Source organism: Pseudomonas sp. D3-27 (genome assembly GCF_051132165.1).
Lineage (GTDB): Bacteria > Pseudomonadota > Gammaproteobacteria > Pseudomonadales > Pseudomonadaceae > Aquipseudomonas.
This window is the reverse complement of record NZ_CP071667.1, coordinates 391,827-413,289: the sequence shown is the minus strand read 5'-3', so window position 1 is coordinate 413,289 and position 21,463 is coordinate 391,827. Positions and strand designations below refer to the sequence as shown.

The 21,463-nt window shown below is 61.4% G+C and carries 19 protein-coding genes and 1 pseudogene; 14 read left to right on the top strand and 6 right to left on the bottom strand.

What is annotated here, in order from left to right; all coding sequences use genetic code 11:
• The first annotated feature begins 5 nt into the window (after nucleotides 1-5).
• The 5 genes from J3P92_RS01900 (at nucleotide 6) to J3P92_RS01880 (ending at nucleotide 4,646) form a co-directional block, all read left to right on the top strand.
• Nucleotides 6-1,436 carry a coniferyl aldehyde dehydrogenase gene (locus tag J3P92_RS01900; protein ID WP_434609020.1) on the top strand — a complete coding sequence of 477 codons (1,431 nt, stop codon included), beginning with the start codon at nucleotides 6-8 and terminating at the stop codon, nucleotides 1,434-1,436.
• 27 nt (nucleotides 1,437-1,463) lie between these two features.
• Entirely contained in the window at nucleotides 1,464-2,009 is a 546-nt protein-coding gene (locus J3P92_RS01895; protein ID WP_434649746.1) for a twin-arginine translocation pathway signal protein, read from the top strand.
• Nucleotides 2,010-2,058: 49 nt separating this feature from the next.
• Nucleotides 2,059-3,654: a GMC family oxidoreductase N-terminal domain-containing protein gene (locus tag J3P92_RS01890; RefSeq protein WP_434649744.1), complete on the top strand. Its 1,596-nt coding sequence runs from the start codon at nucleotides 2,059-2,061 to the stop codon at nucleotides 3,652-3,654.
• A 115-nt stretch (nucleotides 3,655-3,769) separates the two neighbouring features.
• Nucleotides 3,770-4,249, top strand: a complete 480-nt coding sequence (gene coaD / locus J3P92_RS01885) for a pantetheine-phosphate adenylyltransferase (RefSeq protein WP_007897855.1) — start codon at nucleotides 3,770-3,772, stop codon at nucleotides 4,247-4,249.
• A gap of 145 nt (nucleotides 4,250-4,394) precedes the next feature.
• Nucleotides 4,395-4,646 carry a YfhL family 4Fe-4S dicluster ferredoxin gene (locus J3P92_RS01880; protein WP_009683359.1) on the top strand — a complete coding sequence of 84 codons (252 nt, stop codon included), beginning with the start codon at nucleotides 4,395-4,397 and terminating at the stop codon, nucleotides 4,644-4,646.
• 122 nt (nucleotides 4,647-4,768) lie between these two features.
• On the opposite strand, the gene J3P92_RS01875 is transcribed toward J3P92_RS01880, so the two are convergent.
• From J3P92_RS01875 to J3P92_RS01865, 3 genes are read right to left on the bottom strand one after another with little or no spacing between them, the layout of a single operon-like run.
• The gene (locus J3P92_RS01875; protein WP_420765054.1) at nucleotides 4,769-5,089 is read right to left on the bottom strand and encodes a multidrug transporter; all 321 of its coding nucleotides are present in this window, start codon (nucleotides 5,087-5,089) and stop codon (nucleotides 4,769-4,771) included.
• 56 nt (nucleotides 5,090-5,145) lie between these two features.
• Entirely contained in the window at nucleotides 5,146-5,958 is an 813-nt protein-coding gene (mutM, locus tag J3P92_RS01870; protein WP_420765055.1) for a bifunctional DNA-formamidopyrimidine glycosylase/DNA-(apurinic or apyrimidinic site) lyase, read from the bottom strand.
• Between the two features lie 30 nt (nucleotides 5,959-5,988).
• On the bottom strand, nucleotides 5,989-6,858 hold the full coding sequence (locus J3P92_RS01865) for an HDOD domain-containing protein (RefSeq protein ID WP_420765056.1): 870 nt from the start codon (nucleotides 6,856-6,858) through the stop codon (nucleotides 5,989-5,991).
• Nucleotides 6,859-7,036: 178 nt separating this feature from the next.
• On the opposite strand from J3P92_RS01865, the gene J3P92_RS01860 reads away from it, so the two are divergent.
• The 6 genes from J3P92_RS01860 to ilvD all read left to right on the top strand — a co-directional run bounded on the left by J3P92_RS01860 (nucleotide 7,037) and on the right by ilvD (nucleotide 14,630).
• Nucleotides 7,037-7,576 carry a type 1 glutamine amidotransferase domain-containing protein gene (locus J3P92_RS01860; RefSeq protein ID WP_434561773.1) on the top strand — a complete coding sequence of 180 codons (540 nt, stop codon included), beginning with the start codon at nucleotides 7,037-7,039 and terminating at the stop codon, nucleotides 7,574-7,576.
• 109 nt (nucleotides 7,577-7,685) lie between these two features.
• Nucleotides 7,686-8,882, top strand: coding sequence for a class I SAM-dependent rRNA methyltransferase (locus J3P92_RS01855; protein ID WP_434609011.1), 1,197 nt, complete (start codon nucleotides 7,686-7,688; stop codon nucleotides 8,880-8,882).
• Between the two features lie 423 nt (nucleotides 8,883-9,305).
• A complete protein-coding gene (locus tag J3P92_RS01850) occupies nucleotides 9,306-10,373 on the top strand; it encodes a SagB family peptide dehydrogenase (protein ID WP_434609009.1) in 1,068 nt (355 codons plus the stop codon).
• On the top strand, nucleotides 10,370-11,323 hold the full coding sequence (locus tag J3P92_RS01845) for a diiron oxygenase (protein WP_434649742.1): 954 nt from the start codon (nucleotides 10,370-10,372) through the stop codon (nucleotides 11,321-11,323). Before J3P92_RS01850 ends, J3P92_RS01845 begins: the two co-directional genes overlap by 4 nt.
• Complete coding sequence (locus J3P92_RS01840; protein ID WP_434649740.1) at nucleotides 11,316-12,521, top strand: MFS transporter; 1,206 nt, start codon at nucleotides 11,316-11,318, stop codon at nucleotides 12,519-12,521. The genes J3P92_RS01845 and J3P92_RS01840 overlap by 8 nt, the downstream gene beginning before the upstream one ends.
• Nucleotides 12,522-12,788: 267 nt before the next feature.
• Entirely contained in the window at nucleotides 12,789-14,630 is a 1,842-nt protein-coding gene (ilvD, locus tag J3P92_RS01835) for a dihydroxy-acid dehydratase (protein WP_420765062.1), read from the top strand.
• Nucleotides 14,631-14,752: 122 nt separating this feature from the next.
• Here ilvD and J3P92_RS01830 read toward each other — a convergent pair.
• Nucleotides 14,753-15,807, bottom strand: a pseudogene (locus tag J3P92_RS01830) (haloacid dehalogenase-like hydrolase).
• Between the two features lie 241 nt (nucleotides 15,808-16,048).
• Here J3P92_RS01830 and J3P92_RS01825 point away from each other — a divergent pair.
• The gene (locus J3P92_RS01825; protein ID WP_434649738.1) at nucleotides 16,049-17,440 is read left to right on the top strand and encodes an L-cystine transporter; all 1,392 of its coding nucleotides are present in this window, start codon (nucleotides 16,049-16,051) and stop codon (nucleotides 17,438-17,440) included.
• A gap of 49 nt (nucleotides 17,441-17,489) precedes the next feature.
• Here the strand turns inward: J3P92_RS01825 and J3P92_RS01820 are convergent, their stop codons facing one another.
• Nucleotides 17,490-18,002: a dihydrofolate reductase gene (locus tag J3P92_RS01820; RefSeq protein ID WP_434561759.1), complete on the bottom strand. Its 513-nt coding sequence runs from the start codon at nucleotides 18,000-18,002 to the stop codon at nucleotides 17,490-17,492.
• Between the two features lie 77 nt (nucleotides 18,003-18,079).
• Between J3P92_RS01820 and J3P92_RS01815 the strand changes: the two genes are divergently transcribed.
• Both J3P92_RS01815 and J3P92_RS01810 read left to right on the top strand, forming a co-directional pair.
• Nucleotides 18,080-19,447: a DUF2868 domain-containing protein gene (locus tag J3P92_RS01815; protein WP_434649736.1), complete on the top strand. Its 1,368-nt coding sequence runs from the start codon at nucleotides 18,080-18,082 to the stop codon at nucleotides 19,445-19,447.
• Nucleotides 19,440-20,813 (top strand): GTPase/DUF3482 domain-containing protein, encoded by a 1,374-nt coding sequence (locus J3P92_RS01810; RefSeq protein WP_434649734.1) that lies wholly within the window; start codon nucleotides 19,440-19,442, stop codon nucleotides 20,811-20,813. Before J3P92_RS01815 ends, J3P92_RS01810 begins: the two co-directional genes overlap by 8 nt.
• Before the next feature lie 156 nt (nucleotides 20,814-20,969).
• On the opposite strand, the gene J3P92_RS01805 is transcribed toward J3P92_RS01810, so the two are convergent.
• Nucleotides 20,970-21,461: a DUF523 domain-containing protein gene (locus tag J3P92_RS01805; protein WP_434561753.1), complete on the bottom strand. Its 492-nt coding sequence runs from the start codon at nucleotides 21,459-21,461 to the stop codon at nucleotides 20,970-20,972.
• Nucleotides 21,462-21,463 lie beyond the last annotated feature (2 nt).

Sequence of the window (21,463 nt, the reverse complement as noted above, 5' to 3'; positions counted from 1 at the left end):
CCGCCATGCCTGCCGATGTCGCTTACCTGCACGAGTCTCAACAGCAGCTGGACGAGCTCCAAGCGCTCTTCATCGCCCAGCGCCAAGCCTACGCGGCTCACCCGATGCCACCGGCGGCGCAGCGACTGCAATGGCTCAAGGCATTGGGCGAACTGTTGAGCAATGAACGGCAGGCCTTGATCGACGCCATCAGCGAGGATTTCAGCCACCGCAGCGCGGACGAAACATTGTTGGCCGAGCTGATGCCGAGCCTGCACGGTATCCATTACGCCAGGCGACACCTCAAAGGCTGGATGAAGCCCTCTCGACGCAAGGTTGGCCTGGCCTTCCAGCCGGCATCGGCCAAAGTGGTCTATCAACCGCTGGGGGTGGTCGGGGTCATCGTGCCCTGGAACTATCCGCTCTTCCTGGCCATAGGGCCTTTGGTCGGAGCCTTGTCGGCGGGCAACAGGGTGATGCTAAAACTCAGCGAATCGACCCCTGCCACCGGCTTGTTGCTCAAGCAACTGCTGGCCCGGATATTTCCCCAGGACCTGGTGTCCGTCGTGCTTGGCGAAGCAGACGTAGGCATCGCGTTCTCCAGGCTGCCGTTCGATCACCTGCTGTTTACCGGCGCCACCAGCATCGGCAAGCACGTCATGCGTGCGGCCGCGGAAAACCTGACGCCCATCACCCTGGAACTGGGCGGAAAATCTCCGGCCATCGTTTCCGATGACGTCCCGCTTGAACACGCTGCCGAGCGCATCGCCTTCGGCAAGACCCTCAACGCCGGGCAAACCTGTGTCGCACCGGATTACGTGCTGGTGCCGCAAAATCGTGTCGGGGCGTTCGTCGAGGCGTATCGCGAGGCCGTACGCGGGTTCTATCCGACGTTGATTGACAACCCGGACTACACCGCCGTAATTAACGAACGACAACTGGCACGGCTTAACGGCTACATCGGCGATGCAACAAGCAAAGGGGCGTTGCTGATCGAGCTGTTCGAGCAAAGCCAGGGACAACGCATGGCCCACAGCCTTTTGCTCAATGTCACGGACGACATGACGGTCATGCAGGACGAGATTTTCGGGCCGCTGCTCCCCATCGTCCCTTATGAGAACCTCGACCAGGCATTTGCCTACATCAATCAGCGACCTCGCCCCTTGGCGCTCTACTATTTCGGCTACAACAAGACCGAACAGAATCGCGTGCTCGACGAAACCCATTCCGGCGGCGTCTGCCTCAACGACACGCTGTTGCACGTGGCCCAGGACGATATGCCGTTTGGCGGTATTGGCGCCTCGGGGATGGGGCACTACCACGGACATGAGGGGTTCCTGACCTTCAGCAAGGCCAAGGGTGTGCTGGTCAAGCAGCGGTTCAACGCGGCGAAACTGATCTACCCGCCCTATGGAAAGCCGTTGCAGAAACTGATCCAGAAGCTGTTTATCCGCTAACCAGTGTCTTCCCGGGTAATAACAATAATGAACCCAAGCCTGACCGATAAGCCCGCCCTGTCACGACGCGGTTTACTGCAACTGAGCTTCGGCGCCAGCGCCTTCCTGGCCACGGTGGGATTGGGCGCCAGCCTGAGCGGCTGCTCCTCCAGCCAACCGGCCCGCGGGCTGGCGGCATTGCGCGACAGCGACTTGCCGTTCTTGCGTGCCGTGATTGCCGTCATGCTCGACGGGGCCACAACAGCTGGAACGCTCCCCGCCGCCACCGATGCCACGCTGCAAAGCCTGGATCGAGGGCTGGCGCACCTGTCGCCCGCCATGCTCAAGCTAACGCACCAGCTATTCGACGTGCTGACGCTGGGGATTACCCGCGGGCCGCTGACCGGGATCTGGGGCGCGTGGGAAAACGCCAGCGCCGATGACATTCGACAGTTTCTGACGCGGTGGGAAAACAGCTCGCTGAGCTTGTTGCGCCAAGGCCACGGCTCGTTGCTGCAAATGGTGATGATGGCGTGGTACAGCCGGCCCGAGTCCTGGGCCCATTGCGGGTACCCGGGACCACCGATGGTTTGAAAGCCACAGTGGACTCCAGCGCCGTCCATAACAACAAGGGACCCCTAGCATGCCCGTACCCGACCCGTTCCGTGAAGGCCTCGCCCGTGGCTGGACCACCTACAACGGCGCGCAACTGAGCCAGGACCTCACGCTGGAAGCGGACGTGGCGATCATCGGCAGCGGCGCCGGCGGTGGCACCACGGCGGAAATCCTCAGCGCCGCCGGTTACAAGGTATTGCTCATCGAAGAAGGTCCGCTGAAGACCAGCCACGACTTCACGCTGCGGGAGGACCAGGCCTATACCAGCCTGTACCAGGAAGGCCTCGGACGCATGAGCAAGGACGGCGCCATCACCATCCTCCAGGGACGTGCGGTGGGCGGCACGACGTTGATCAATTGGACTTCAAGCTTGCGCACCCCAACGCAAACCCTTGAGCACTGGGCGGCCGAACACAACGTCAAAGGCCACGGCCCCGCCGACATGGCCCCTTGGTTTGAACGGATGGAACAACGCCTCGGCGTGGCACCCTGGATGATTCCACCCAACGCCAACAACGACGTGATCCGCAAGGGCTGTGAACAATTGGGCTACGCCTGGCATGTCATCCCACGCAACGTGCGAGGTTGCTGGAACCTGGGATACTGCGGCATGGGCTGCCCGACCAACGCCAAGCAATCGATGCTCGTCACCACCATACCCGCCACGCTGGACAAGGGCGGCGCGCTGCTTTACCTCGCGAGGGCTGAGCGTCTGGTCATCAAAAACGATGCGGTCGTCGGCTTGGATTGCCTGGCCATGGACGAGCATTGCGTGGCACCGACCGGGCGGCGCATCACGATCAAGGCGCGGCATTATGTATTGGCCGGCGGCGGTATCAACAGCCCTGCCCTGCTGTTGCGCTCCGAGGCACCGGACCCGCACGGACGGCTGGGCCAGCGCACGTTCCTGCACCTCGTGAACATGTCGGCCGGCCAGTTCGATGAAGTGATCAACCCGTTCTACGGCGCTCCGCAGTCGATTTATTCGGATCATTTCCAATGGCAGGACGGCGTCAGCGGCAGGATGTCGTACAAGCTGGAAGTGCCGCCATTACATCCCGCCCTTGCCGCCACGCTGCTGGGTGGCTTCGGCGGCGAAAATGCGGCGCACATGGCTCACCTGCCCCATACCCATGCCATGCTGGCGTTGCTGCGTGACGGCTTCCATCCGGATAGCCCCGGCGGCAGCGTCGAATTGCGCAGCGACGGCACGCCAGTGCTCGACTATCAGCTGTCGCCCTACGCCTGGGATGGCCTGCGCCGGGCATTTCACAGCATGGCCGAAATCCAGTTCGCCGGAGGCGCCCGGGCCGTGATGCCCCTGCACAGCGATGCCCATTATGTGAAAACCCTGGCGCAGGCCCGCGAAATGATCGACGGGCTTGATATGGTCCTGTACCGCACGCGCCTGGGCAGTGCCCATGTCATGGGCGGCTGCGCCATGGGAGAAGATCCGAAGGCTGCCGTGACAGACAGCCTCGGCCGACATCATCAATTGGGCAATCTCTCCATTCACGACGGCTCGCTGTTCCCCACCAGCATCGGCGCCAACCCGCAATTGTCGGTGTATGGATTGACGGCACAACTGGCGACATCCCTGGTTGAACGTCTGGAAAAACCTTGAAAACATGGATTATTCGCAGCGTCTATAGTGCTTTCTTCGCCAACAGCCGACTTGGCCGGCCGAGATGGCTGCGATACCATCCGACTCCCCAACGGACTCCCGCCAGGACGACGCGATGAACCGAGTGTTGTACCCAGGTACCTTCGACCCTATTACCAAGGGCCATGGCGATCTGGTCGAACGCGCCTCGCGCCTGTTCGACCATGTGATCATCGCCGTCGCCGCCAGCCCGAAGAAAAACCCGCTGTTCCCGCTGGAACAACGAGTGGAGCTGGCCCGCGAGGTCACCAAGCACCTGCCCAACGTGGAAGTGGTCGGTTTCTCGACCCTGCTCGCGCATTTTGCCAAGGAAAAGAACGCCAACGTGTTCCTTCGTGGCCTGCGAGCGGTCTCGGATTTCGAGTACGAGTTCCAGTTGGCGAACATGAATCGCCAGCTGGCGCCGGACGTCGAGAGTCTTTTCCTGACGCCGTCGGAACGCTATTCCTTCATTTCTTCGACGCTGGTGCGAGAAATCGCGGCCCTGGGCGGCGATATCACCAAGTTCGTCCACCCGGCGGTGGCCGACGCGCTGACCCTGCGCTTCAAGAAATAACCCCTCCGGGCGACGATCCCTAACGCGGCTCGACAGTCATGCGTGCGCAGTCCATCGCGCCCGCGTGCACTGCGCGCGTGATTGCGGCACAATTGCGTCTATTCGTTTTCAACTGCCCGGGCCCTACGCCCCGGCCGGAGTCTGCATGTCCCTTATCATCACCGACGACTGCATCAACTGCGACGTCTGCGAACCCGAGTGCCCGAACGAGGCCATTTCCCAAGGCGAAGAGATCTACGTCATCGACCCGAACCTGTGCACCCAGTGCGTCGGCCATTACGACGAACCCCAGTGCCAGCAAGTCTGCCCGGTGGATTGCATCCCGCTGGACGAGGCTCATCCGGAGACGGAAGAACAGCTGATGGCGAAATATCGCAGGATTACTGGCAAGGCTTGAGCGGCCTTGCCGGCCCTATCGCGAGCAAGTGATTTATTTCTGCCACACAGCGAATCTCTGTGGAAGCGAACCTGCTCGCGACAGGGCCATCAGCCACACCACAAATGCACACAAGTGACGATTCACTCCTGCCGCTCGAACCCCTCACCGATACACCCCAGGCATCGCACGAATGTGGCCTTCGCCGGGTCCACCACCAACGCCTTGCCCGCATCGCCCACGCCGCCGCCCAGCGCGGTAAAGGGTAACGAAACGACAAACGCGCCGGCGCCGATCACAGTGGCAGCGAGCAGCAGCGGTCGCGCGATCAGCAAGTCGCCGATCATGGCGTAGGCCGGTGGGTTCTGGATGGTGTAGCGCGGATCACCGCTTTCGGTGTTTGCGAATACAGGCAAACCGACACTCAGCGAGAGCGCCAGAACGACAGGTCGAATCAGACTCATGGGTGCGATCCTTCGGCTAAATCAATATGACTACTGACTATAGACCGTAGGACGAATCAACTCTGGCAGCGTGGACACCAGACACTCGCTCGCTGCCCCAGGCGGATCTCCCGCAGCCCCGTGCCGCACATCTTGCACGTCTGCCCGCCTCGTCCGTACACGAACAATTCCTGCTGGAAATACCCAGGCTGGCCGTCGCCGCCAATGAAATCCCGCAGCGTGGTCCCGCCGCGCTCGATGGCATGGGCGAGGATGCGCTTGATCTCGATCGCCAGTTTCAAATAGCGCGCCCGGGAAATGCCCCCCGCTTCGCGGCGCGGGTCGATTCCGGCGGCGAACAGCGCTTCCGTCGCATAAATATTGCCCACGCCCACGACGATCGCGTTATCCATAATGAACGGCTTGACCGCCATCGAGCGGCCGCGGGAAAGCTGGAAAAGCCGTTCGCCGTCGAACAGATCGGTCAGCGGCTCAGGCCCAAGGCGGATCAGGAGTTCGTGGTTGAGCGGATCAAGACTCCAGAGCATCGCGCCGAAGCGACGAGGGTCGGTGTAGCGCAGAGCCAGGCCCGACTCCAGTTCGATATCGACATGCTCATGCCTCGCGGCGGGCATGCCGGTTTCAACCAGCCGCAAATTGCCGGACATGCCCAGATGACTGATCAACGTGCCGACTTCGGCGTTGATCAGCAAATACTTGGCCCGCCGTTCCACTTGAACGATGCGTTGCCCCGAGAGGCGCACATCGAGGTCTTCAGGAATCGGCCAGCGCAAGCGGTGATCGCGCACCACCACGCGGCTGACCCGCTGCCCCTCGAGGTGTGGCGCGATTCCGCGGCGAGTGGTTTCGACTTCCGGCAGTTCTGGCATGGGGTTCTCGAATCAGGCGAAGACTGGCATTCAACGACTGGCCAGGTCGCGTATTTCCTGTTTCTGGGTCTGGAAGTCATATTCCGACAACCCGATATAGTCGAGCACCAGCGGTCCGACGCATTCCCACTCGTGATCGTCGGCCTGGTTACCCAGCACGCGGTGGGACGCGCAGATGTTTTCCGACATCTTCAGGATCGCCAGCAGATTTTTCAGCGGGCAGTTATTGCGCGCATTTTCGTCGCTGAAGATCGCCAGGGCGTTGTGATGATTGGCGATGGCCTGGCTGACATGGTCCGGCAGGCGCCAGGACTTGGAGGTGTAGTAACCGACCACGGCATGGTTGGTATTGAACACACGGTTTTCGGTGTCCACCACCCGGCATTCGGCACTGGCGTTGGCGTAGGCCTCCTCCAGCACGCTCATGTAGGTTGGGAACTGCTTGAGCATCAGCGGCACGCCACAGTCGTGGAACAGCCCGAGGGCGTAGGCTTCGTCACCATTCTGCATACCGAGGCGCTTGGCCAGGGTCAGGCAGGTCATCGCCACGTCCTGGGCGGTGTCCCAGAAACGATTCAAGGTCACGATGGTGTCGTCGTGCAACTCTCCCTTGATCGATTGGGCATTGATCAGGTTGATGATCGAACGGCTGCCCAGCAGGTTCACCGCGCGCTGGATCGAGGTGATCTTGTTGCTCAAGCCGTAATACGGCGAATTGACGATCTTGAGCAAGGCCCCGGAGAGGCCCGGATCCTGGGAAATCAGCTTGGCGATGGTCTCCAGGTCCGGATCGGGCATGTACTGCTCCATCTGCAGATCCACCATGATTTGCGGCTGCGGCGGGACGCTGATCCCTTGCAGGGACTGTTGGATCTGTTCGGTGGAAAGCTCTTTGGACATGGGTACGCGCTCTGGGCCAGGCGGGGATTCTAACCCTTAAAGATAAATCCGGCACACCGCCGGGTAGACCGGCGGAACTTTCATTCAAGCCTCGGCTTCGGATTTTGTAGGACCGACAACCAAGCCTGCTTACCGGCTTAGGTCGGCAGCTCACCCACTCAGCTTGAGGAGATTTTTCATGCCCGGCTCCCTGAATGACAAACGCGTGGCCATCCTGGTGACAAATGGTTTTGAACAGGCCGAACTGACCGGTCCCAAGCAGGCGCTGGAGCAGGCCGGGGCCAAGGTGGAAATCGTTTCGGCCAGCGAAGGCCAGGTCAAAGGGTGGAACCATGACCAGCCGGCCGACGATTTCCAGGTCGACCTGACGTTCAAGGCCGCCAATGTCGAGCAATACGATGCCGTGGTGCTGCCCGGCGGGGTACAGAACTCCGACACGATCCGCATCGACCCCGACGCCCAGAACCTGGTCAAGGGCTTCGAGGCGGCCGGCAAGCCCATCGCAGTGATTTGCCATGGCGGCTGGTTGCTGGTGTCGAGCGGGCTGGTCAAAGGCAAGACAATGACCAGCTACAAGACCCTCAAGGATGATTTGACCAATGCCGGCGCGAACTGGGTCGATCAGGAAGTGGTCAAGGATGGCAAACTGATCAGCAGCCGCCAGCCTGATGACATTCCTGCTTTCAACCGCGAGCTGATCAGCGCGCTGTCCGCCTGAAGCCGTTACATTGCGGCGAGGCGAGCGCGCTCCTTCGCCGCATGTCCAGCATAAGCCCCGCAACGGTTGCAACACGGTATACTCCCGCTCTTTTTTCCGGAGCGACGTCATGTCCCTGCCTAGCCTGCGCCTCAAAGCCAACGCCGACCGTCGCCTGCGCGCCGGCCATTTGTGGGTCTACAGTAACGAAATCGACGTAGCCGCCACCCCGCTGCACGGTTTCAAGGCTGGCGACCAGGCCATCCTGGAGGCTGCGGGCGGCAAGCCGCTGGGCATCGTCGCGATGAGCCCCAACAACCTGATCTGCGCCCGATTGCTGTCCCGTGACGTGAAGCTGCCCCTGGACAAATCCCTGCTGGTGCATCGCCTCAACGTGGCGTTGTCCCTGCGCGAGCGCCTGTTCGACAAGCCGTTCTATCGCTTGGTCTATGGTGATTCCGATTTGCTGCCGGGGCTGGTGGTCGACCGTTTCGGCGACATCCTGGTGGTCCAGATCGCTTCCGCCACCATGGAAGCCCATAAAGACGACGTGATCGCCGCCCTGACCCAGGTCCTCAAGCCCAGCGGCATCCTGTTCAAGAACGACTCCGCGGCCCGTGACGCCGAAGGCCTCGAACGCTACGTCGAGACTGTGTTCGGCCTGGTACCGGAATGGGTCGCCCTGGAAGAGAACGGCGTGAAGTTCGAAGCCCCGGTGATGGAAGGCCAGAAGACCGGCTGGTTCTATGACCATCGCATGAACCGCGCGCGCCTGGCGCCGTATGCCAAGGGCAAGCGCGTGCTGGACCTGTTCAGCTATATTGGCGGCTGGGGCGTGCAAGCCGCCGCGTTCGGGGCCAGCGAAGTCTTCTGCGTCGACGCATCGGCATTCGCCCTTGACGGCGTGGAGCGCAACGCTGCCCTGAACGGCTTCGCCGAACGGCTGACCTGCATCGAAGGCGATGTATTCGAAGCCTTGAAGGAGCTCAAGGCCGGCGAGGAGCGTTTCGACGTCATCGTGGCCGACCCGCCCGCCTTCATCAAGCGCAAGAAGGATCTGAAGAACGGCGAAGGCGCCTACCGACGCCTCAACGAGCAAGCCATGCGCCTGCTCAGCAAGGACGGCATCCTGGTCAGCGCTTCGTGCTCGATGCACTTGCCCGAGGACGACCTGCAAAACATCCTGCTGACCAGCGCCCGTCACCTGGACCGCAACATCCAATTGCTCGAACGCGGCGGCCAAGGCCCAGACCATCCGGTGCATCCGGCAATCGCCGAAACGCGCTACATTAAGAGCATTACCTGCCGTCTGCTGCCCAACAGCTAAGGCCTTGTTGGGCGTAGCCGCTGCTGCGCCCAGCCTGCAACAATTAGAACGTCCCCACGCAGCCCAGGCTGCGTTTTTTTTGGTCGTAAGAAAAGTTACCCCCTTCAGGAAGCAAATAATTGTATTAGTGGATCTTGTATGAACTATCCCACGCAATTACTGGAGCCGTCCTACCTGATATTTGCTTGCCATGCATTCGTTAGAAACTATGATTGAGCTGTCACACCGGAAGTGACAACCCATAGTAAAAAACAACACTTAACGAACAAGGAGTTTCGTCATGAAAACAATTACCCTCGAAGTCAGCAAAATCGCCAACCTGGCAGGCTTGGTGACGCCTAAAGCCCGCTAAGCAAGACGACGGGGACGCGGTTGCCGGCGCCTCGCCCCCTTCTTTCTCTTCGCCACAGCGGAAACGATGCCATGCAAATAAACCCTTGCCTGTTCATATTGGCGCGCCCACCCCATCAAGTCGTATGGAATTATGAACAACACACCCAGTTCGAACTGGACATCTATTACGCAACCAGACTGGCGCAACTTATAAACGACCCTTCACGATTCGATCGTTCAAACCCCATCGACAGGGAATTTGCCAAAGTCGATATATTGGTCGAGGGTCGGACTAAGAATATTGACTGGAAGTGGGACGAACTCTCCAGGATCTTTCATATCGGAACAAAAAACATTCCCTGCGAGAGCGTCCCCCAGGATGTGGACGAATGGGCGACGCTTTACCTGCACCATTGCGCCGAAGTCCTCTCCTCTCCCGCGCCCCCAGCCAGGACAACACCCTGTCCCGTCGGGCGAACCGTCCTTGAGCGCCCTTCATGGGATGAACTCAAAGAGGTGTCGCTGGTACGGACGCTCGTCAGCCGAAGCACCTCCCGCTCATTCGACAATCGCGCCATTTCCATTGCTCAGGTCAGCACTCTCCTTTACCTGGCCTTGGGTTACCTGAACGAACGATCATGCCCTCTCGAACGGTTCGCCGCGCGAAGAAGCAGCCCCTCGGGTGGTGGTCTTAATGCCTGCGAAGGTTATTTGTACGTGCGTAACGTCACGGGACTTGATGCGGGCCTCTATGCCTATCACCCGGACGAACATTCGGTCAGCCTGATCCGGACGCTGCCGGATGAATCCCTGGGCCAGCTGCTGTGCGGCCAGCATTTCATCAACAACCTGCCGTTCGGGCTGTTCATTACTTCGCGCTTCGACAAGCTCTGGTGGAAGTACGAACATTCGCGCGCCTATCGGATGGCTTTTGTCGAGACCGGCCATGTCTCCCAGAGCTTCCTGATGGTAGCCACCGCCATGGGCCTCGATACATGGCTGACAGGGGCCTTGGCCGACTGCCAGGTGGAGCACTTGCTCGGCCTTGAGGGAACCCCCGAACAACCGTTGTTCTTTGTCGGCTGCGGCCACGGTGACGGCCAGGTCCACTGCCGCGAGTTGATATCGTTGCTCGACGAACAGGACGCTGCGCCATGAGCGAGCAGACCTTTGTCCAGCCACCGCTTTACTCCTTGGCCGACTGGAATCGCAAAGCCGCCGTACGAGCAGGTAAGGACGACTATCGCCTGCCTGACGATCTGGAGCGACAGTTATCGAGCCGGCACTGGTTTCCACCAGCCTTCATTCCCTATGTCGAACACCCGTTGGTCATACACGCAGGTCAATCCGTTGCCCAACGGCTGGCGGCCAATCACCTGGTGTACTTCCTCGATTACACGACGATGCTGGAACACCGGATCGTCAACCGCTCCGTGGAGGCACTGGTCCATGGCGAACTGGCCGTGCCGATTCCGACCGAAATGAAAACCGCGGCCCTGCAGCTGTATACGGACGAGGGCTACCACGCACTGTTTTCCAACGAGGTGGCTGAACAGATCGCTGCCTTGTACGGCATCCAGGATCGCCCTCCGGCCAGGCGAATCGGTCGGCTGTTGGGCGTGATCCAAAAATGCCCACCCCCAGACCGCCCCCTCGCGTGGTTCCTGTTGGGGTTTGTCTCCGAAACGATCATTGCCCGGGAGCTGCTCACCCTCCCCCGGAAAACCTTGGTCTGTACGGTCTACCGCATGTTCAAAACTCATCTGCAGGACGAAGCGCGCCACAGCCGATACTTCAGCGAGGTCTTCGGCTACCTCTGGCCGATTCTCGACGCAACACAACACGAGTGGGCGGCGAGGCTGCTGTTGGAGATCATCGGGCTCTATTTCGAACCGGATATCCCCTGGTTGATGGGCAGCCTCGCCAGCGTGGGCTTCGACGAGACGGCATCCCTTCAGGTCGTTGCCGACATCGTGCCGCCACATGCCCATGCCGCACGGGTTCGCTCAGGTGCGGTATCGACATTCGCGGCCATGCAACGAGCCGGTTTTTTTGACAATGACCACAACCGAGCGCTCTTTTGCGAGGCGGGGTTCCTTGATGGCTGACCTATCCAGTCGTCCATCTGTGGACAAGCCAGCCATCGTCGGGCTCCTGACGATGTTGACGCTGCTTGGCGTGTTTCCGATCGATGTTGTACTGCCTTCGTTTCCGGCGCTGGCTGGGCACTTTCGCAACTCATCCTCAGACATTGCCCTGTCTGTCAGCCTGTTTGCCGTAGGCATTGCGCTCTCACAGCTATTGATTGGCCCGCTTTCCGATGCCATGGGCCGCAAGACACTGTTGTTGGTCGGCATCGCCGTCTCGGTTGTCGGCGCAGCGGGGTGCACCTTGACTGACGACTTCCGGCTGTTCCTGGTTTTTCGGATCATCCAGGCGTTGGGGTGCGGTTGCTTTGTGCTCTCCCAGGCACTGGTCCAGGACCTGTTTACCGGAACGCAACAGCAGCGGCTGCGTATCTTTCTGGTCACCTGCGGCGGCGTCTTTATTTCCATCTCGCCACTGGCCGGCACTGGCCTACAAGGTTGGATGGGGTGGCGCGGCAGTTTTCTGGTGTTCATCGTACTGGCAATCGGCGCATTTGCCGGCGCCTGTCTTTTACTTGAAGGCCCGGCCCAAAACTGCCGATCCACGCGGATGAACTTCTTTGCGTCTTATCGCAGAGTCTGCGGTCATTTCAGCTTCATGGCCTATTGGCTGATTTCGGCACTTGCGTTTTCCTGTCATTTTTCATTCATTGTCATTTCGCCATTGATCTTCATCGACCAATTGCAGCTCTCGCAGCAGGCTTTCTCAGTGATGCTCCTGGGCTACGGGCTGGCCTATATCGGCGGCGGCGCATTCGCGACCGTACTCGACAACCGAATCGACTCGCACACCCAGATCATCACCGGCCTGAGCCTGATCCTGACGGCGGGTCTATCGATGCTGGTGCTTTTCTACATCATTGGCCTGTCCATCACGACCGTTCTGCTGCCCATGGTTGTATGCACCACTGGCACAACGATTGCGCGCGCGGCCGCCCATACCCGGGCGATGAACACCTTTGCGGAGCAAGCGGGTACCTCCGCATCGGCGGGCAGCGTGCTGATCTTCATCACGGGCGGCCTGGCCAGCGCCGGAATCAGCCTCTCTCCCTTACCCTTGCCTTTCACGCTTGCGCTATGCCTGACCGCGTTCAGCCTCCTTGGCATGACGCTCAACACGCTGGTCAGGCTTCGTCACCGAAGGTTATTGCCCGGCTGAACGCTGCCAGTCGTCATCCCGAGCGTGAGATTGGCGACAGATCGGCGCTTTGCGTCATTTCATCCTGGCGCCAGCGGTGTAGAATCGGGGCATTCATCGCCATTCATCCCCGGCGGGTTTATGAGCTCATGCTGAGGCACGCAGCGATCCTGCAAAGTCATCGGCCACTTCCGGACACACCGCCAATCCCGAGTGTTCCAGACGTCGACAGAAGCTCACTCCCCATTGATACCTGATAAGTACCTGATTAGCCGCCCGGAGTGCTCCATGCCTGATTACCGTTCGAAAACATCCACCCATGGCCGCAACATGGCCGGCGCCCGTGCATTGTGGCGCGCCACGGGGATGAAGGATGACGACTTCAAGAAGCCGATCATCGCCATTGCCAACTCTTTCACCCAGTTCGTACCGGGTCACGTCCACCTCAAGGACCTGGGCCAATTGGTTGCCCGTGAAATCGAACGTGCCGGCGGTGTTGCCAAGGAATTCAACACCATCGCCGTGGACGACGGCATCGCGATGGGCCACGACGGCATGCTTTATTCGCTGCCCAGTCGCGAGATCATCGCCGACTCGGTCGAGTACATGGTCAACGCCCACTGTGCCGACGCCATCGTCTGTATCTCCAACTGCGACAAGATCACCCCCGGCATGCTCATGGCCGCACTGCGCCTGAACATCCCGGTAATCTTCGTTTCCGGCGGCCCGATGGAAGCCGGCAAGACCAAGCTCGCCAGCCACGGCCTCGACCTGGTGGACGCGATGGTAATCGCCGCCGACTCCAGCGCTTCTGACGAGAAGGTCGCCGAGTACGAGCGCAGCGCCTGTCCGACCTGCGGTTCGTGCTCCGGCATGTTCACCGCCAACTCGATGAACTGCCTGACCGAAGCCCTGGGCCTGGCATTGCCAGGCAACGGTTCGACCCTGGCCACCCACAGCGACCGCGAGCAACTGTTCCTGCAGGCCGGCCGGACCATCGTCGAGCTGTGCAAGCGTTACTACGGCGAAAACGATGAATCGGTGCTGCCACGCAACATTGCCAACTTCAAGGCGTTCGAGAATGCCATGACGCTGGACATCGCCATGGGCGGTTCCACCAACACCATCCTGCACTTGCTCGCTGCCGCTCAGGAAGCCGAGATCGACTTCGATCTGCGCGACATCGACCGCCTGTCCCGTCACGTACCGCAGCTGTGCAAAGTCGCGCCGAACATCCAGAAGTACCATATGGAAGACGTGCACCGCGCCGGCGGCATCTTCAGCATCCTCGGCTCCCTGGCCCGAGGCGGTCTGTTGCATACCGACCTGCCAACGGTACACAGCAAGACCATGGCCGAGGCCATCGCCAAGTGGGACATCACCCAGACCACCGACGAAGCCGTGCATCACTTCTTCAAGGCCGGTCCGGCGGGCATCCCGACCCAAACTGCCTTCAGCCAATCGACTCGCTGGGAAACCCTGGATGACGACCGTGAAAACGGCTGCATCCGCAGCGTCGAGCACGCCTACTCCAAGGAAGGCGGCCTGGCTGTGTTGTACGGCAACATTGCCCTGGACGGCTGTGTGGTAAAAACCGCCGGCGTCGACGAGTCGATCCATGTATTCGAAGGCAACGCCAAGATCTTCGAAAGCCAGGACAGCGCCGTGCGCGGCATCCTTGCCGATGAAGTGAAGGCCGGCGATATCGTGATCATTCGCTACGAAGGCCCGAAAGGCGGCCCGGGCATGCAGGAAATGCTCTACCCGACGTCCTACCTGAAGTCCAAAGGCCTGGGCAAAGCCTGCGCGCTGCTGACGGACGGGCGGTTCTCTGGCGGCACCTCTGGCCTGTCCATTGGCCACGCTTCGCCGGAAGCGGCGGCTGGCGGCGCCATTGGCCTGGTGCGCGATGGCGACAAGGTATTGATCGACATTCCCAACCGCTCGATCAACCTGCTGATCAGCGACGAAGAATTGGCCGAACGCCGCGTCGAGCAGGACAAGAAAGGCTGGAAGCCGGTGGAAGTGCGTCCGCGCAAAGTCACCACCGCCCTAAAGGCCTACGCCCTCCTCGCCACCAGCGCCGACAAAGGTGCGGTGCGCAACAAGGCGATGCTTGACGGGTTATAAGCGTCCTAGCTTCGAACAAAATGCCCCGCCAAGCGCGGGGCATTTTTTGGGCTTCAGTCTGACCCTTTTGGGCCAAGTGCTCCCTCGCCACAGGGTTACTTGGTATCAGTGTGGGGGACGGGTTACTGAATGTCCTCGGGCTTGACGATCACCCAGTTCTTGTCAGCCGTCACCGGCAATCCTTCCTTGGCCTGGGCGGCGGCGTGCTTGGCCATCATGCCGTTGATCTGGGTCATGTACTTGTCCTTGCGGTTGACCCACAGGTGGATGCCGCCCTTGGCCACGTCCACATCGTGGAACAACATGTAGCCGTCGCTGCTCGGCGTATCGCCGGCGACGAGTACGGGTTTTTTCCATTCGTCGATGTAGGTCAGGATCGCCGCATGCTTGCCGGCCATCCAGGTCGCCGGGGTCCAGAGGTAGGGGGTGTACTCCAGGCCCAGGTTGGCCTTCTCGTCGTATTTGCCGTTTGTGATCTGTTTGCGCGCGGTGGTCAGCTCGCCGGTCTTGCGGTCCTTGAGCAGCGTGGTCACGCCGATCACGTTCTGCGGCTTGAGGTTGTAGCCGTACTTCGGATCGGCCGCGACCATGCGCACCAGCTCTTCGGAAGCCGCGGTCATGACGTAGACCTCGATACCGTTTTCCATCAGTTTGTTGTACAGCTCGGTCTGGCCGGTGAAGATTTTCGGCGGGTTGACGTTGTACTGGACCACCTTGTCGCCATCGTAATAGGTGGTCGGCACCGGTTTGCCTGAAGCCATCAATTCATCGACATAACCCTTCAGCTCCTTGAGCGTGAACCCAGAGAACACCTGGGCCACCCACGGGTAGCAAACCATGTCGTCCAGTTCGCACAGGCGGTAGTAATAGCTGAAGAGGCTTTCCTTGTGTTCAGCCGTATCCTTGAACGGCATCAGCTTCAGGGATGGGTCCAGGGTTTCACGGCTGATGAGGCCCTTGTTCTCCATGAACGGCAACAGCGACTCCTCCAGGTCGTAGCGGTAGCTGGTGTTGTCCATGTCAAAGACCGCGTAGTTACCTTGTTGGCGTTGGCCGCGATCATCGCTTCCAGCGCCTTGGCCTGTTCCGTCGGCCAGTGCTTGAGATCGGTGGCGAGCGCTTGGCCGACGAGGCCCAAGCCTAGAGCGACAGCGAGCAGGTGCGGTACGAGCTTCATCGGCGTTTACTCCCAGTTTGTAAGAGTTCGACGCTAACAAATGCCTGTGACGGATCCCGCCTGTGGGCGACCGCTTGCGTCCCGATAACGGCAGCGGCATGTCCGTGGGCGCCAGCGCCTTATTCCAGAAGCGACAGTAATCATTCTTTTTTAGTATTAATTCTTTAGATATCAGACTGTTAGGCTTTCCGGCTCACAGTCGCGGCTCGTGGCGACTGGCAAAGTCTTATCGGAGCTTTTCATGAATGTGCCGCTGATACTCAATCTGCTGGTGTTCATTGGCCTGCTGTTCGGCCTGGCGCAAACCCGCCACAGCACCTGGAGCCTGGCCAAAAAGGTCTTGCTGGCGCTGGCGCTGGGCGTGGTGTTCGGTATCGCCCTGCATACGATTTATGGGGCAGCGAATCCCGTGCTCAAAGCGTCGATCGGTTGGTTCGACCTCGTGGGCAATGGCTATGTGCAGTTGCTGCAGATGATCGTGATCCCGCTGGTCTTCGCCTCGATCCTCAGCGCCGTGGCCCGCCTGCACAATGCCGCGTCCCTGGGCAAGATCAGCTTCCTGACCATCGGTACGCTGCTGTTCACCACCGCCATCGCGGCGCTGAACGGCATCGGCCTGACCAACCTGTTCGGCCTCACCGCCGAGGGCCTGGTGGCCGGCACCCAGGAACTGGCGCGCCTGCAAGTGATCCAGGGCGACTACGCCGCAAAGGTCGCCAACCTGAACATTCCGCAGCTGCTGCTTTCGTTCATTCCACAGAATCCTTTTGCCGACCTCGCCCGGGCGAAGCCGACGTCGATCATCAGCGTGGTGATTTTCGCGGCGTTCCTCGGTGTCGCCGCGTTGCAGTTGCTCAAGGATGACGCCGAGAAAGGCCAGAAGGTGATCGACGCCATCGACACCCTGCAAAGCTGGGTGACGCGCCTGGTGCGCCTGGTGATGAAGCTCACGCCATACGGCGTGCTGGCGCTGATGACGAAGGTGGTCGCCGGCTCGAATCTGCAGGACATCATCAAGCTCGGTAGTTTCGTAGTGGTGTCGTACCTGGGGCTGGGCTTGATGTTCGTGGTCCATGGCCTGCTGGTGTCGGCCGCCGGGATCAACCCGCTGCGTTTCTTCCGCAAGATCTGGCCGGTGTTGACGTTCGCCTTCACCAGCCGTTCCAGCGCCGCGACCATTCCGTTGAGCATCGAGGCCCAGACCAGTCGCCTCGGCATTCCCCGGGCGATCGCCAGCTTCAGCGCCTCGTTCGGCGCCACCATCGGCCAGAACGGTTGTGCTGGGCTGTATCCGGCGATGCTGGCGGTGATGGTCGCGCCCACCGTGGGCATCAACCCGCTGGATCCGGTGTGGATCGCAACGCTGGTCGCCATCGTGACCTTGAGTTCGGCGGGCGTGGCAGGAGTCGGTGGTGGCGCGACGTTCGCCGCGCTGATCGTGCTGCCGGCCATGGGTTTGCCGGTCTCGCTGGTGGCGCTGCTTATTTCGGTGGAGCCGCTGATCGACATGGGCCGCACTGCATTGAATGTCAGTGGCTCGATCACTGCGGGGGCGATTACCAGCCAGGTGATGCAGCAGACTGACAAAGCACTGCTCGATGCCGACGAGCATGGGGAGTTGGCGCAGGCTTGACGGGGGGCCTGTTAAATCGGCTATCGCGAGCAAGCTTGCTCGCGATGCTTCAGCGTTTTTCCCAGACTTCGAAACTGTAGGCCGGCTTGTCCCCTTCGGCCGGATTCGGCTGGTTCGAAACCAGCTTCCACTGGTTCGAATCAAACGCCGGGAACCAAGCATCCCCTTCCGGGCTCAGCGCCACGCGGGTCAGGTACAGCCGATCCGCCTGATCCAATGCCTGGGCATAGAGCTGGGCACCGCCGATCAGCATCAGCTCGTCCACGCCTTGTTCCAGCGCCCAGGCTTCGGCCCGTTCCACTGCGGCTTCAAGCGTGGAATAAACCTGCGCGCCTTCCAAAACCAGGCCGGGTTGGCGGCTCACCACGATATTCAAGCGACCCGGCAGCGGTCGACCGAGGGAGTCCCAGGTCTTGCGGCCCATGATGATCGGCTTGCCCAGAGTGGTGGCCTTGAAATATTTGAAATCCCCCGGCAAGTGCCAGGGCATGGTGTTGTCGATGCCGATCACACGGTTTTCACCGAGGGCTGCGATCAGGCTTAAGGGAAGAGTTTTTTTCATGAGGGCGAGAATACCAGAGGCCCGGACTGGCGCCACAGCGGTTATGCTCTTTGCTCATTCGAGCAACGGAAGCGCCCGTGACAGAACTGCAGAACCTCTGGTTGACCGAGACGATACGCCTGCGTGAAGAACACGCCGGCCCGCTCGAGGACCAGGAAGCCAATCGCCTGGCCCGCGCGGCAGGAGGCGATCTATCCACCCGCATCCGCCACCGCGCCCGCTGGCTGGCCGACCGCGACGGCCTTGCTCAAGCCCTGCGCCACTGGCTGCAGGGAGCGCGGCTGGCGCTGATGGCGTTGGCGGTGCTCGCCATCGCCAGCGGCGCCGGCCTGGGCTTCGCCGCCCTCGGCGATGGACGCGCGCCGGTCAACGTTTTCTGGGCCTTGGGCAGCCTGTTGGGGCTGAACCTGCTCCTGCTCATTGGCTGGCTCCTGGGCCTGCTGTTCGCTGGGGAGCAAGGCGCCACGCTGGGACGCCTTTGGCTGTGGCTCAGCGAAAAACTGGCGCGCGATGCCAAGGCTGCCCAACTGGCGCCAGCCCTGCTGCTGTTGTTGCAACGGCACCGGCTCAATCGCTGGGCGCTCGGCGTGCTGGTCAACGGCTTGTGGCTACTGGCGATGCTCAGCGCGCTGGTCATCGTACTGATGCTGATGGCGACCCGGCGTTATGGCTTCGTCTGGGAAACCACGATTCTGGGCGGCGATACCTTTGTCGCCATGACCCAGGCCCTCGGTGCGCTGCCCGCCCTGCTGGGCTTCAGCGTGCCGACCGTCGAGATGATCCGCGCCAGCGGTGACGCCGCGTTGGATATCGAGAGCGCCCGCCAGGCCTGGGCCGGGTGGTTGGTCGGCGTCTTGCTGGTCTACGGCGTGCTGCCGCGCCTGTGCCTGACGCTGCTGTGCCTGTGGCGATGGCGTCGTGGCCGCGCCAGACTTCGCCTGGACTTGAACCTGCCCGGTTACGCGCAGTTGCGCGAGCGGTTGATGCCCAGCAGCGAGCGCCTGGGGGTCAACGATGCCGCGCCCGCACAGTTGCACAGAATCGACAGCGCCGTCGGGGCAATGGAAAGTGACGGCGCGTTGCTGGTGGCGATCGAGCTGGACGAACGTCCCTGGCCGCCCAAGCTGCCCGACTCCGTTAAAAACGCCGGCATCCTCGACAGCCGCGAGTCCCGCCACAGACTCTTGGAACAACTGTCGCGTTTCCCACCCGCGCGCCTGGCGATTGCCTGCGACCCCCGGCGTTCGCCGGACCGTGGAAGCCTAGCGTTGATTGCCGAGCTGGCCCGCAGCGCCAGCGCTACCCGTATCTGGTTATTGCAGGCGCCACCCGGCGAAGCGCTGGACGGCGAGCGCCTGGGTGATTGGCATAACGCGCTGCAACAGTTGGAGTTGCCGTTCGCCGATTGCGCCCCGATGAACTGGCTGGAGACCGGCCATGACTGAATCCATCAAGCCCCTGAAGCTCGCGGTGGTCGGCCACACCAATGTCGGCAAGACCTCCTTGCTGCGCACCCTGACCCGCGACGTCGGCTTCGGCGAGGTGTCCCATCGCCCGAGCACCACCCGTCACGTCGAAGGGGCTCGCCTGTCGGTGGATGGCCAGGCGCTGCTGGAACTGTACGACACGCCGGGGCTGGAAGACGCCATCGCCCTGCTCGATTACCTGGAACGCCTGGAGCGGCCGGGCGAACGCCTGGACGGCCCGGCACGCCTGGCGCGCTTCCTCGATGGCAGTGAGGCCCGGCAACGCTTTGAGCAGGAAGCCAAGGTGCTGCGGCAGTTGCTCGCCAGCGATGCCGGACTGTATGTCATTGATGCCCGCGAGCCAGTGCTGGCCAAATACCGCGATGAGTTGGAAGTCCTCGCCAGTTGCGGCAAACCGCTGCTACCGGTGCTCAACTTCGTCAGCAGCGCCCAGCATCGCGAACCTGAGTGGCGCGAAGCCCTGGCGCGATTGGGCCTGCATGCGCTGGTGCGCTTCGACAGCGTCGCCCCGCCGGAAGACGGCGAACGACGTCTGTACGAAAGCCTTGCGCTGTTGCTGGAAAACGCTCGCGAACAGCTGGAGCGACTGATCGATGATCAACAGGCCCAGCGCCAGGCTCGCCAGCAGAGCGCAAAGCGCCTGATCGCCGAACTTCTGATCGACTGTGCCGCCTGCCGACGCAGCGTCGCCAGCGATGCGGATCTGGAGCACCAGGCCATCGGCCAATTGCGCGACGCCGTCCGTCAGCGCGAGCAGCGCTGCGTTGAAGCGCTGCTCAAGCTTTACGCTTTCCGTGCCCAGGACGCGGCCGCCAGCGATTTGCCTCTACTGGACGGTCGCTGGGGCGATGACCTGTTCAATCCCGACACCCTCAAGCAATTGGGCGTGCGAGTCGGTGGCGGGATCGCGGCCGGGGCAGCGGCGGGTGCGGGCGTGGATTTGCTGGTGGGAGGGTTGACCCTTGGCGCCGCAGCCCTGGCCGGAGCCATTGCCGGCGGTGCGCTGCAAACCGCCCGCAGCTATGGCAACCGGTTGATGGGCAAGCTCAAGGGCCAGCGCGAACTGACCGTGGACGACAGCGTGCTGCGCCTCCTGGCCTTGCGCCAACGGCAATTGCTGCAAGCGATCAATCAGCGCGGTCATGCGGCGATGGACAGTATCCGTATCGCCACGCCCCACGATAAGACATGGCGCGAAGGCAGGTTGCCCGAAGCATTGAACAAGGCCCGGGCGTATCCGCAGTGGTCGTCGCTCAACCCCAGTCCCCGCTTGAGCCAGGCCGAGCGGCAAGAGCAGATCGAGCTATTGGCCGAGCAGCTTTAGACACCGTCATTTCTGTGGTGAGGGCATTTATCCCCGTTGGGTCGCGAAGCGGCCCCCTGCTTTTTGGATGTGCGGCTGTGGTCGATATTTTTTTGGGGGCGCTTCGCACCCCAGCGGGGATAAATCCCCTCGCCACAAAAAAACGGTTCGCCGCAATTATTCCGCGGCCAACGCTTTTAGCGCCGACGCCGCTTCCGCCAGCTCCAGCTCGCTGAACACCCGTACGCCATGGCGCTTGAGCAACGCCGCCGTCACGCCCTCGCCGAGGACTTTCACACCGCTGAATGTCCCGTCATAGGTGAGCAGGTTGCCGCAGGAGGGGCTGTTGGCCTTCAGCACGGCGATCCGGATGCCGTGTTCGCGCACCAAATCCAACGCTTGATAGGCACCCGACAAAAACTGCGCGCTCACATCCTCGCCATCGGTGGTGATGACCGCCGCGTCGCCATCGAGCACTTTCACTCCTTGCCCGCCAGGAATCTCCGCCGCCGGCCGGGGCGTGGGCAAGCCGCCGGCGACCTCCGGGCACAGCGGCACGACACGACCCTCGTCGAGCCATTGCTGGAGCTGATCGAATGGCCCGCTGGCGCCACCGTCGTAACGCACGCGATGACCGAGCAGACAGCGACTGACGAGGATTTTTTCCATGC

What these genes read in the sequence shown, in the direction of transcription:
- J3P92_RS01900 (WP_434609020.1), top strand. Translation starts at nt 6, where the DNA reads ATGCCTGCCGATGTCGCTTACCTGCACGAGTCTCAACAGCAGCTGGAC.
- J3P92_RS01895 (WP_434649746.1), top strand. Translation starts at nt 1,464, where the DNA reads ATGAACCCAAGCCTGACCGATAAGCCCGCCCTGTCACGACGCGGTTTA.
- J3P92_RS01890 (WP_434649744.1), top strand. Translation starts at nt 2,059, where the DNA reads ATGCCCGTACCCGACCCGTTCCGTGAAGGCCTCGCCCGTGGCTGGACC.
- coaD (WP_007897855.1), top strand. Translation starts at nt 3,770, where the DNA reads ATGAACCGAGTGTTGTACCCAGGTACCTTCGACCCTATTACCAAGGGC.
- J3P92_RS01880 (WP_009683359.1), top strand. Translation starts at nt 4,395, where the DNA reads ATGTCCCTTATCATCACCGACGACTGCATCAACTGCGACGTCTGCGAA.
- J3P92_RS01875 (WP_420765054.1), bottom strand. Translation starts at nt 5,089, where the DNA reads ATGAGTCTGATTCGACCTGTCGTTCTGGCGCTCTCGCTGAGTGTCGGT.
- mutM (WP_420765055.1), bottom strand. Translation starts at nt 5,958, where the DNA reads ATGCCAGAACTGCCGGAAGTCGAAACCACTCGCCGCGGAATCGCGCCA.
- J3P92_RS01865 (WP_420765056.1), bottom strand. Translation starts at nt 6,858, where the DNA reads ATGTCCAAAGAGCTTTCCACCGAACAGATCCAACAGTCCCTGCAAGGG.
- J3P92_RS01860 (WP_434561773.1), top strand. Translation starts at nt 7,037, where the DNA reads ATGCCCGGCTCCCTGAATGACAAACGCGTGGCCATCCTGGTGACAAAT.
- J3P92_RS01855 (WP_434609011.1), top strand. Translation starts at nt 7,686, where the DNA reads ATGTCCCTGCCTAGCCTGCGCCTCAAAGCCAACGCCGACCGTCGCCTG.
- J3P92_RS01850 (WP_434609009.1), top strand. Translation starts at nt 9,306, where the DNA reads ATGCAAATAAACCCTTGCCTGTTCATATTGGCGCGCCCACCCCATCAA.
- J3P92_RS01845 (WP_434649742.1), top strand. Translation starts at nt 10,370, where the DNA reads ATGAGCGAGCAGACCTTTGTCCAGCCACCGCTTTACTCCTTGGCCGAC.
- J3P92_RS01840 (WP_434649740.1), top strand. Translation starts at nt 11,316, where the DNA reads ATGGCTGACCTATCCAGTCGTCCATCTGTGGACAAGCCAGCCATCGTC.
- ilvD (WP_420765062.1), top strand. Translation starts at nt 12,789, where the DNA reads ATGCCTGATTACCGTTCGAAAACATCCACCCATGGCCGCAACATGGCC.
- J3P92_RS01825 (WP_434649738.1), top strand. Translation starts at nt 16,049, where the DNA reads ATGAATGTGCCGCTGATACTCAATCTGCTGGTGTTCATTGGCCTGCTG.
- J3P92_RS01820 (WP_434561759.1), bottom strand. Translation starts at nt 18,002, where the DNA reads ATGAAAAAAACTCTTCCCTTAAGCCTGATCGCAGCCCTCGGTGAAAAC.
- J3P92_RS01810 (WP_434649734.1), top strand. Translation starts at nt 19,440, where the DNA reads ATGACTGAATCCATCAAGCCCCTGAAGCTCGCGGTGGTCGGCCACACC.
- J3P92_RS01805 (WP_434561753.1), bottom strand. Translation starts at nt 21,461, where the DNA reads ATGGAAAAAATCCTCGTCAGTCGCTGTCTGCTCGGTCATCGCGTGCGT.